At 41.7% G+C, this 11,878-nt stretch carries 6 protein-coding genes; 4 read left to right on the forward strand and 2 right to left on the reverse strand.

Annotated features, from left to right (window positions below; all coding sequences use genetic code 11):
• Both MRT15_RS06480 and MRT15_RS06485 read right to left on the reverse strand, forming a co-directional pair.
• Positions 1-379 (reverse strand): S49 family peptidase (locus tag MRT15_RS06480; RefSeq protein WP_304329032.1); only part of this gene is annotated, 379 nt, incomplete at its 3' end.
• Positions 380-795: 416 nt separating this feature from the next.
• A complete protein-coding gene (locus MRT15_RS06485) occupies positions 796-933 on the reverse strand; it encodes a hypothetical protein (protein ID WP_304329034.1) in 138 nt (45 codons plus the stop codon).
• A 520-nt stretch (positions 934-1,453) separates the two neighbouring features.
• Between MRT15_RS06485 and MRT15_RS06490 the strand changes: the two genes are divergently transcribed.
• From MRT15_RS06490 to MRT15_RS06505, 4 genes are read left to right on the forward strand one after another with little or no spacing between them, the layout of a single operon-like run.
• Positions 1,454-6,097 carry a CARDB domain-containing protein gene (locus MRT15_RS06490; protein ID WP_304329035.1) on the forward strand — a complete coding sequence of 1,548 codons (4,644 nt, stop codon included), beginning with the start codon at positions 1,454-1,456 and terminating at the stop codon, positions 6,095-6,097.
• Between the two features lie 59 nt (positions 6,098-6,156).
• Positions 6,157-9,372, forward strand: coding sequence for a PKD domain-containing protein (locus MRT15_RS06495; protein WP_304329037.1), 3,216 nt, complete (start codon positions 6,157-6,159; stop codon positions 9,370-9,372).
• On the forward strand, positions 9,369-10,973 hold the full coding sequence (locus MRT15_RS06500; RefSeq protein ID WP_304329039.1) for a cohesin domain-containing protein: 1,605 nt from the start codon (positions 9,369-9,371) through the stop codon (positions 10,971-10,973). The genes MRT15_RS06495 and MRT15_RS06500 overlap by 4 nt, the downstream gene beginning before the upstream one ends.
• A complete protein-coding gene (locus MRT15_RS06505; RefSeq protein WP_304329040.1) occupies positions 10,933-11,589 on the forward strand; it encodes a hypothetical protein in 657 nt (218 codons plus the stop codon). The genes MRT15_RS06500 and MRT15_RS06505 overlap by 41 nt, the downstream gene beginning before the upstream one ends.
• The last annotated feature ends 289 nt before the right edge of the window (positions 11,590-11,878 follow it).

Genomic DNA, 11,878 nt, shown 5'->3' on the forward strand with positions numbered 1-11,878 from the left:
GTGCTTTCTTGAGATGGTCTCGTGGAACCTTCAATTTATCGCCTCTATTCTTCTCAATGGCTGAGATGAAGTTGTCCAGTGCTCTGCTTAAATTGAATGGGAAGAGTAGTGTTGAGAAGCCAGTCCACTTATATGCACCAGTTTCTATGTAGATTTCTGAGGGTATTAGTATTGGTGGCATGGAGGCTTTTACCCCTATGTTTCCCACCATGGATGTTGGATGTGCAAATATGTAGTTGGCGGCGACGGCAATATAGTAGCCTCCTGAAAGGGCTGAAATTATTGATGCGACGAGAGGTTTCCTTCCCTTAAGCATCATAAGGTCAAGATAGATGTTCTCAATATAATCTGCGTAGCCTCCACCAGAATCAATAACCACAACAACAGCCTTTATGCTATCATTGAAAATAGCTTGATTTACAACATCAACATAATGCTTTAAAACGCTAGGCTCCTCTATGTAACCCTCAATCCTTATAACGCCAACAAGACGATAACAATGCTAAGTAATGCTGCAGCTATAACTCTTCTTCCATAAATAAATTTGAGTAATTTAGACATACTCAACCATTAATTCAATAATAATAAAAGTGAGACGTCCTTTTTAAATATTATTTAAACCCAATTTAAAGACTTGTGAGAGGGAGGATGCGAATTCTACATTCTGAGTACATTATTAAGAAACTTTGATGGAAGATTAAAATAAACATACAACTTTCGTAAATAATAGAAATTGCTTAAGGGTAATCTGTCTAAAGCGATTCCTCCATACATTGTTTATGAAGTAAGCTTACATCAATTACTCTTCTCTAAATACATCTTTTTCGGCTTCCTATAAACCCTTACTTCAGCTTCTCCACTGCTCTTCTGGGCGTTATAGTTAACCTGGGTCAACCGCCGAAGTATTTGACCGTGTGCCAGGACTGCACCCATACATTCCACGTATAACTCATTCTATTCCTGTTTTTAATCTATGTTTTTCTAATAGTATTGTTAATAGCTAGTTCAACTTTTAAAAATTTCAGCTTCCGCTCCAAGCTTTGCTATAGGCGATTTTGTGGATGTTTGTGATAGTGCAAGTCTAAAAGTTAGAGAAGCAACAATAGAAGAGAAGAAATTGAAAAAGTTGTACATATTTTTAGTTGATGATGTTAAATTTTGTGGCGAAAATTCACAATGCCAATAAAAGTATGCGAAATCATTGGAGGTTAGATCCAGCCAACACCATCACATCTAGTTTTATAACACCCAATATTATACAAACACCTTAACAAGCTCCTCTCCTATCATAATTCCTTTACAATGGCACTACGTTTCTTCAATTATAACCTCAACCCTCTTAAATAGGCGTTTCACCCTCAGTTAACAATAATAAATTTCTTATTGATAAAAGAAAGCTTTATTAACATTTCCTTTTAATATATTTATTAGTAGAAGCTTAGGTGGAAAAACATTGCAAAAGCAATATAGAGAAAGTCGGCTTCAAACCTACACCAAATCAAACAAGCTCCTCGCCTTCCTCCTAATCCTCCTCTCAACCTCTATGCTTTTTAGTCACTTTCAACTTATAGGGGTAACATTAGCTGGTATAGAGGATAAGCCACTAATGCTTACTTCATTGTTAAGTAGCTTTAATCCAAGTTACTTTACAAATGTTGTTGAAGCGTCCTCTTCAAGTGAAGAAATCATAGCAAGTAAAAGTTACGTTGGTAAAGTGTGTTGGTTCATTTACCATAATATCAACCCAGAACTTGGTGGATGGAAGGAGATAACGGGAGAACATAATGGCGAGTGGATTACCATAGAGCGAAGCTCCTTCAATCTTCCACCAACCATGATTGAATGGGCCGATGCCTCAGGCATAAGCGTAATTTACGATGTCGCAGCACGGTTCCGAAAGAGGGGGAATTGGGATTCAGATAATTATGAGGGATTTAGAGTACGACTTTTGGAGGATGGAGTTGTAGTTAAAGGACCAACTGATTATACTTCTCCCTCCGATGATGTTATTTTCTTTGATTATAGAGATCTTAGCGGGAAACAAGGTAAGACTTATGAGCTTCAACTTCAAGTCTTTAACCTAGATAAAAGGGGCATATGGCCATTCCAATGGTGGGAAAAGGTAGAATACCAGGCATGGATGGATAAGAACACTAATATGGAAAACCAGTTATGGCTCATAGCCTCAGGAGGCAAACATTATAGACATGCATTCTCTTTTACCATAACCTCTAACCAATACGAGAAACTGGTAAAGGGTGTTGTAAAGTTTTTCTTAAATGATAGGATAGCTTGGCCGTCTCCCTACACATCACCATGGGGTTCCAAGCATTCTTACAGTGAATCTCCACTCCAAGTGGTCTTAGACTTAGATGAGGGCAATCCCTTTGGTAGTGGAGTGGTGCTGGGAGAAGTTACTGAGATCGGTTGGTATAGCTTCGATGTAGGTCGAGATCTCCTTCGACCTGGCTCTCATAGTATTTGGTTCAGAATAAAAGGGAATAAAGTAACAAACATGGGATATGAAGTTAGCAGCTCTTCTATGACTTTGATAACTGCTGAAGCATTCGACTTCGCAGTTTCCGCTTCTCCAAGTAGTAGAACGATAACAGCTGGACAGTCAACCACCTACACCATTACAGTCACCCTCACAAGTGGAAGCACACAACCAGTCAGCCTCAGCGTTTCAGGTTTGCCCTCGGGGTCTACTGGAAACTTCAATCCAAACTCAGGCAACCCCACATTCACATCCACACTCACCATCACCACCAACCCAAACACACCAACAGGCACCTACACCCTAACCATAACTGGAACTGGAGGAGGCAAAAGCAAAAACACTCAAGTGACATTGGTAGTCACCATGCCAGTCGAAGCCGCTCAAATTATTTCGATTACCACAGACAAAACTCAATATTCCATAAGCGAAACCGTTAGCATACCATTCACCATTAAGAATACTGGTAATGTCAGGCTTCACCTTCGCATGGTCGTTAATATAGAAGATCCAAATGGTGTAATCGTTTATGATTCCCATAAAACTTCCCCGATTCAAGATAAGGAATATTGGCTAGATCCTGGACAACAAAAATCAGACTCATTCCAATGGACCATACCATCCGGTGCCCCCTCGGGAACATACAAGATATATGCCAGCCTAAGAAACTGGGACGATTGGAATAAGATATACGACTATAGGTGGGGAGACAAACCTGGCCCGACGTTTAAAGTAATACTACCTGACCTCACGATAACTTCCGTGAAGGTATATCAGTCTGAGGTGCAAGCTGGGGGAAAGATAACAGTTGAATTCACTGAGAAGAATCAAGGGACAGCCGATTCCAGTTTATTCAATACTGGAATATACTTGGGTAAAACTGAGTATGGAACAAATTATAATTTGGGTGTTGGAGAACGCCACTCCCTTAAAGCTGGAGAATCACGCACATTCAAGTATGAAGTTTATATTCCCAAAGATGCCCCTCCAGGAGAATATTACGTAACCGTATTCATTGATTACACAAATGAAGTTAAAGAATCAAACGAAAACAACAACATAGGAAGCACTACTCCGAGCAAAGTTACAGTACATGAACGTCGTTTTCTAGCAGATCATGCCAGCTTTGAGGTATGGTTCCCTCCACTACAACCACCACCACACGCAGTATACTTTAAGCTTGATTATAGAAATGATCTGACTGAAGACGTTATAGTAGTGTTTTACGTCAAAGATGCAGACGGTAACATAATATCTGCTACAACATGGCACAGACTCTTTGGCAATTCAATCGCAAAGGCTGGCGCCACTGGTACGGTGCATGCCGAGTGGATAGCACAAGCCGGAACATATTACTTTTCTTGGAAAGCGTATCTTATTTCTGACGATAAATTTGCTAAACCAATTGATGGTTCAACACAAGCAGAAGAACGGACTCTTACACTGATGTATATAGAAGGGATGGGGCCTCTCAGCCATTCTCTCTCTAACTTCAAGGATAAGTCAGGTAGACAATATAGTGTGAAGGGCTTCCTACCTATTCAAGTTTATCGTTATTCAGTTGAACCTAAAGTTTCAAATATGCTATTAATTGACTTTAGCGATACTTTTCCTTATGTACTCGCTCCTCTCTATCCAACAAAACTTAATCCAACTCGATACCTTTACATATTTATTCCAAGTAGCGTTTTAATTGAAAGTTATTCGATAGCTGGTAAAATTGAACTTGTTAAAACATATATGACATCTGAAGAGCTCGGCACATGGTATGTATTCAAGCTTACAGCTGATCAAAAAGTGGCATGGCTTGAATGGAAAGGAACAGTTGTATTCAAGATAAAAAATCCTACAGTTACTTCTTCGATCGTTGTTATGCTTTCATCAATACCAGAAATAATTTCTGAAAACATTCTTGACACCGCAACAAACAAATTATACGAATTTATTGTTGCGAAATTAACAGGTGGTGCTTGGTTTAGTCCAATGGATTTGCTAACTTTCCTTGTTTCCATTGGGTCCGATATTTTAAGCTCACACCAAATGATTATTCTTGATACAGGAATACAACCATCACTAATGGAAATTCATCCCATACTTTGGGATGACGTAATTGAAGCTGGGAAGTCTAAGAGCCAGATATTTACAGTCTCAGCTTTTATCGGAACTGTTAAGGGTGTAACTGTTACTAAGGTTTCTGGCCCAGATTGGATTACGGTAAGCCCAACAAACCTAGGCGATATTCCAGCAGGATCTTCGAAAACGTTTACAGTTACCGCATCTCCTCCAGCAGGCACAACTGGCTCATTTAACTATTTGATAAGGGTTACTTGTACAGAAGGTGAGCCGAAGAGTATAGACATTTCAGGCACAATTACTGTAACACTTCCGCCTGTGGGAAAGTTAATTGTTAATATTCATAATTATGGTAATCTCCCACTACCGAAAGATGGTGGTTCAATACGTGTATTAGTTTTCACTTCTGATTTATCAAAGTCCTTAGAGAGAATTGTTTCATATAAAGGTGGGGAGGGTTATGTGACGGCGGAATTTGACGTTACATCTGGGGATTATGTTGTTTTTGTTGATAGGATGCCTAGTGGGGGGTTAGGGTTCGTAGAATATTGGGGGGAGCTTTCCGTTAAATCTCCAGGAATATATGATTTCTATAGACATACTCAAGTTATCACTGATGTGAACGTGAACAAGGATATTGTGAGCATTGGGGAATCTGTTGAAATAAGCGTTAAGGTGAAGAATATTGAGCCTTCTAATCAAAAGCGTTTATGCGAGTACATTGGAACGAGGGTTAAGTTGATTTTGGATAGGGACAAAGCTGAACCTTGGGATTATGAAGTTTACTTCCCCATGGCTCCGCCCTCGATTAAAATCCCATATGATGGTGGTGTAGAAAATTTCCTATTTACGTATACCCCTAAGAACCCCGGCACCTACTACCTCTATGTCTTATCGGAAGGGAACTATTACAACATTATGGGTAAAGCGGTATTTGAAGGAACAGACCAGTACGGTTGGGTTAAAGCATTTACAGTTACTTCACCCACTGACACTGTTCCGCCGTCAGTCAAAGTCATCTCACCCAATGGAGGCGAAACTTGGAATGTAGGCGAAACCCGTACGATTACATGGACTGCTTCAGACAATGTTGGCGTAAATAAGGTAGACATATCCTACTCAACTGATGGAGGTAAAAGCTGGATTACAATAGCAACAAACCTTCCAAATACTGGAAGCTATCAATGGAAAATCCCCAGTACACCATCCACGAATTGCTTGATAAGAATAGAGGCATATGATAGTGCAGGTAACAAAGGGAGCGATATCAGTGATGGTACCTTTACAATAACTTCAACTTCACTTAATAAGGGAGATTTAGATAACAATGGTGCAATAGATGCAGTTGATTTGGTTCTTATGAAGAAGATTATTTTGGGAATAAAGCCACCAGTCGACTTCAACCATGATGGAAAAATTGATGATACCGATTACACTCTAATGAGACAAGCTGCTGATATGAATGATGATGGAAAAGTTGATGCAATAGATCTAGTCCTGCTCAAGAAAGTTTTACTGAAAAGTTAACATACAGCAAAATCTTTAAATTTTAACTTTTTTAAACATATTTTCTGAGGCCTCCATAAATGCCTCTACAATCAAAAGTAAATAGAGTAAACCTCAAACTCTACACCTCCATAGCCATACTCTTCATTGGCTTGCTCCTTACCAATTTTACCTCCGTACTACCGGTACAAGCGCAGGAAACTGATATTTTCAGGGATAATTTTGAGGCTTATGCTGTAGGCACCTTCCCATCGGCTGGTGGATGGGAGATTGTTTGGGATGGTATGGGTAAGAGTTATCAAGTTATATCAACATCCTACTCCTACTCTCCAACGAAGTCTCTACAGCTCTGGGGAACTACAGGCTGGTCGGCAGTAGTTCAGAGGAAATTCACAACAGACTCCCCAATAATAGGCTACGAGCTATCCATACTAATAGATGAGAGAAGTAGTGGATATCAAGATCATCCAGCTTTCTTCTGCAAGGAAGCTGCAACATGGGGTGCATACTATGGTGCAGTGCTCTTTGATCACAGTGATGGTAAGATTAAAGCTGAAAATGGAGTTGTTCTAGGTTCATGGAGTCCGAGGACTTGGTATAAGATCAAAGTAGTTCTCGACAGGCAATCGAACAAGTACAGCGTTTGGATTAACGGCGAACTTAAAGGACAAAACATACCAACAAGCAGATCAGATACGAATAGAATCAATGCAATATCATTGGTAAGCGGATGGCCTGGGAAGAAAGTATACTACGACGACGTCAGAGTATTCACAGTAACCCAACAAAACTACTACCTGGGAGTTAAACTTAACTCCGCAACACTCAACGGTCAAACAATCTCCACAAGTAACCCCGAGTTAAGAGTTGCTCCAAGCTCAAAGATAACGGGGACAGTCACGTTTACTGTTGAGAATGTCCAGCCTGGAAGTTGGATAACACCAGTCATATGGGTAACAAGCTGGGAAAGGGGTACTGTCGCCAATGGAAAAGTAAGAGTCGTCACAAACGATATAAGAACTACTCAACAATTCACAATAAACATAGATGTAACAGCACCAAGCAGTCCAGGAACATACTACATAGGCTTCTTCGCAGGCTGGATGTACAACCCAGACGAAGTAGCCAGCAACGACCACCCACCAAACTATGGAGATGGAGACGACGTCTGGGATATGAGGATGAGCGATTGGGAGTCTGTTATCAAGAATGGGCAAGCTCCGGAAGGTGCGGTCTATAGAATGCCGGGAAGAGCCATAAGAGTAATAGTTCAGGAAGAGTACTACCTCAAAGTTGATTTCTCAAGAGCTGTCGTTAATGGTCAACCGTTAGGGATTGAGAATCCTGAGATATCTATTCAGCCTGGAGCTAAAATAAGTGGCTTTTTAGAAGTTATCGTTAATAACAAGCGTGGAGGGCCTTGGATAACGCCCGTCATAGGCACGGTGAGCTGGGGGAGACAGCTAACTGGTCAGAGCAAGGGGTGGTTCGTAACGATAACATCTGATGCACCTACAGGCACATCAACTCAGAGATTTGAGTTCAGCTTAACGGCGCCTACGGCTCCCGGGACATATTACATTGGTATTTTCACAGGGTGGATGTATTCAGGGGAAGAGGTGGCTTCGAATGATCATCCACCTCAATTTGGGGATGGTGATGATGTGTGGGATATGAAACAATCCGATTGGGAATCCATTATTAAGAATGGACAGGCCCCTGATGGTGCTGTTTACAGGATGCCAGGGAGGGCAATAAGGGTGATCGTTTTACAAGAAATTCCGCTTCCAGACCTAACGGTGTCCAGACTAGATGTCCCACCTTCTGCAACCCCTGGGGAAACAATCACGATAAGTTTCACAGAAGCCAACATTGGGAAGGCTCATGCGGGTTTCCACTACGATAAGGTAGAAGTAATCCCGCCACTATGGATACCAGAAAAGAAGCCCCTCATTGAGCAATCAATTCCTCATGAGGGATTGGGGGCCGAGGCCTCCGTAACCCGTTCTATCACCTTCTTGATACCTTCGGGAACGCCTCCTGGCACGTACATAGTCAGAGTTACTGTTGATGCCACGAATCAAGTTCAGGAAAGTAATGAAACAAATAACGTTCGAGAGGCTTCTATTGAAATCAAATCGATCCCCATTAAAATCATAATTTCTGCAAACCCAACAAGTGGCAAAGCCCCCCTAACAGTCCAGTTTACTGCATCCCCGTCAGGAGGTATTCCTCCCTACAGCTACAAATGGGACTTTGGTGATGGGGAGACTAGTACGGAGCAGAATCCATCCCGCACTTACACTAAAGCGGGAGACTATGTCGTTACCTGTACGGTAAGGGATTCGATGGGTTCACAATCCACTGCTGAGATCACTATAAAGGTTGAGGGTGAGACTGGGGTTACGCTCAGCTTCCAGCCAAGTAAAGGTAATGTCGCTCCAGGCGGCATATATGAGGTCGAAGTAGTTATATCACAAGTTTCAAAGCTTGATACAGCCATATTCACTCTCTCCTTCAACCCATCCGTGCTAGAATTCGTGGAGGCTAAAGCAGGGAAACTTATGCCGAATGCTGAAGTAGCTAGCAACATCATCTCTCCCGGGAAAGTAAAAATACTTGTAAGCCAACCACTGGGGGTTGCTGGCGTTACAGGTTCAGGTTCAATAGTTATTGTCAGATTAAAGGCTGTCGGAAGTTCAGGGTCTTCAACAACTCTAAGCCTACTCGACGTCAGTTTGGCGGATAGCGACGGGAATGCGATTAAGGCGACTACTATTGATGGTTCAGTCACGATTGGTGCGCCCTCTGACAATATTCCACCATCTGTTACGGTTGTTTCTCCAAATGGAGGTGAGGTTTGGCCATCTAATGTTACTCGTGCAATTAAGTGGACAGCTTCAGATAATGTTGGAGTGACTAAGGTTGACATCTTCTACTCAACTGATGGCGGCAAAAGCTGGATTCCAGTAGCACAAGGCATTCCGAACACAGGCTCTTACGATTGGAGGACTCCTAATATTACATCTGTTAACTGCCTCATCAGAGTCGACGCGTATGATGCAGCCAACAATAAAGGAAGTGACACAAGCAATGCTCCATTCACCATTGTTCTCAAAGGGGATATGAATAGGAACGGCAAGCTGGATACGGGAGACGCGACCATACTGCTGAGGAAGGTCGTTGGGTTAGAGCCCATATTACCAGAAGATATCTTGATCGGAGACATGAATGGAACTAACGCATTGGATACTGGTGATGCTACAATAATACTTAGGAAGGTGGTCGGATTATGATGAGCGAAACGCATATGGAAAAGTATAAGCATAGGTTAATGGCACTAATTTTCATTTGCCTACTCCTCCCCCTCATTTTTACAATTCCAACCCTCGGATTTCCAGCAGGTGAGCAGATATCTATAGGGTCTTATAAGGTTCAGATAGGTCTTACTGTGAATGTAGCGATATCAGTAACTAATGCTGAGGGGGTGGCTGGCGGTTCTGTAAAGGTGGTTTTCGATAAATCGATAGTGGAAGTTCAAAAGGTCTCGGCAGGGGATTTTGGAGCACCAGTTGCAAATATAAGGAACGAGGAGGGCTTCGTATATATTGCGGTAGCACAACCGAAAGCTGTTGGGAAGAATGAGGCAACTTTAGCCATAATAGAGTTTAAGGGGGTTATGGAGGGTAAAACTGTTCTACGTATTGAGAATGCTCAGCTAAATGATGAGAAGGGGAATCTGTTAACGCCCACCGTCACGAATGGGTTAATTGAAGTTTATAAAAAGGAGGAGGCTGTAACCATAGTCCAAGTTGGGTCTGCTGAGGGGAAGCAAGGCGATATTTTGAAAGTTTTGATAACAATTTCAAATGCAGTGAAGATTGCGGGATTCCAGTTCACCCTTACCTTCGATCCCTCAGTAGTTGAGATCGTTGATGCTTATAAAGGGAATTTAATTAAGGATTTCATCTTCGTTAGAAACATCAACAACCAAGAGGGCTGGGTGAAAGTGGCGGCAAGCTCGGCAACAGGGGTGAGTGGCTCTGGAGATATAGTTGTAGTTGAAGTTAAGCTTATGGGGAAGCCAGGTAGCTCTACTTCTCTAAAGATCAAAGATCTCAAGCTCAACGATGAGGCTGGGAAGCTCATTGAAGCGGCATCTCAAGATGGCTTAATCAAAATAACTGGAATACCCTCTGAAGTCGTGGTAAAGGCGTCTAACGTATTCATGTTCATTGGAGGAAATGGAACTTCCGAAATAACCCTATCTATTGCTCCTACTGGTCTCTCAGGTTATGAGATAGAGGTTACCTTCATTCCGCAATTGAGCATACCGCCAATTACAGTTCCAGGTCCCTTCGAAGAGGCTTTAAAGAAGCTGAAGCCAACTCCAGGCGAAGATGTTATCGATATAATTAAAGTAGAGCTTCCTGAGTGGGCAGGTTTATCTGATAGCTCCATTAAGGACGATAAAGTATGGCTCAGGGCAGTTGATATTCAAGACAAAGTTCAGGCAGGACATAAGGACATCCTCCTTGTAAAGATCCTCGTGAAAGGGAAGGCTGGGGGTGTGGTACGCGTAGAGGTGAACGTGCTCCGAATGGATGATGATAAGGGTGTAGGAATATCACCAACGACGCCACCAGCCTTCATAATCGTAGTGCCTATCATCAGACCTCCCCCAATAGCTCCAGACCTTCCATCTCCAATGGACTTAGATAATGATGGCTTGTTTGAGGATATAAACGGTAATGGAAGACTGGACTTTGACGACGTTGTTAAATTCTTCAAACATTTTGGTGAGTCTGTTGTCTCTGAATATGCTAAGTTTTACGACTTTAATGGTAATGGGAGGCTTGATTTCGATGATATTGTCAAGCTTTTCAAGAAACTATGAGATGAAGCTTAAAACAACAATAGCGATTTCATCATTATTTTGCCTCATCCTAATGTCTACAGCTTTTGCCGCAAATTCTGTAAAAGTATCAGTAATATCTCCAACGGTAAAGCAAGGCGAGGAAGCTAAAGCCGTATTGAAGCTCGACTCAGCTCCCAACGGCTTGGCTGGCTATATAATAAAGGTTTCTTTAGGAAATAGAGAGATCGCGACAATTCTTAAAGTTGAATTCCCAAGCTGGGCGAAACTCTATAATAGCTCCATTGAAGGAAGCTCCGTAGTATTGAAAGCCGTTGATCTAGAAGATCAAATAAAACCTGGAGCTACTAACATTGAACTCGCTACCATAGTATTCGGGAACACTAAACAAGGTGAAAGCTCCATAGAACTGCTCATAATAAGGATGGATGATGACAGTGGAAATCCAATAAACCCGCTTGTAGAGTCAGGGAAGCTAGTTATTCAGGGGATTCCTTCCACACCTCTTGGATTACCATTTCCCGCATTGATAGCAGCCGTTGTAATCATAATCGTAATAGGTACTGGAGTAGCACTCTATGCCCGTAAGAGTAAATCACGCGCCAGAGGACTTGAGCAGAGCTCTCTCAGAACTTAAGAATACATAACACTTAATTTTCTTTTTTCCTTTTTTAAGAGTTACAGTCATGGATATCTTATAATTGCGTTGGCAATAGCATATTTGGTGTATATTACTTCGGCAGTAATCGTTTTGAGTTTAAAGGTCTTATTGAAACCTTTACATATTATTTATATATCAACAATTACTTTTATAATCAGTTTTGCAGATTCTTAATTGAGGTATGGAAGGTTATCAGCGTTTCTTAACTCCAGATTTTAAGCCATTCGACCCCCTTAAACTTGCAAGGGAAACTGAGAGGATTGTT

Origin of the sequence: Candidatus Culexarchaeum yellowstonense, assembly GCF_024707025.1 — an archaeon.
Lineage (GTDB): Archaea > Thermoproteota > Methanomethylicia > Culexarchaeales > Culexarchaeaceae > Culexarchaeum.

Coding starts and splice junctions, on each gene's coding strand:
- MRT15_RS06495 (WP_304329037.1), top strand. CDS start 6,157: ATGCCTCTACAATCAAAAGTAAATAGAGTAAACCTCAAACTCTACACC.
- MRT15_RS06500 (WP_304329039.1), top strand. CDS start 9,369: ATGATGAGCGAAACGCATATGGAAAAGTATAAGCATAGGTTAATGGCA.
- MRT15_RS06485 (WP_304329034.1), bottom strand. CDS start 933: ATGGGTGCAGTCCTGGCACACGGTCAAATACTTCGGCGGTTGACCCAG.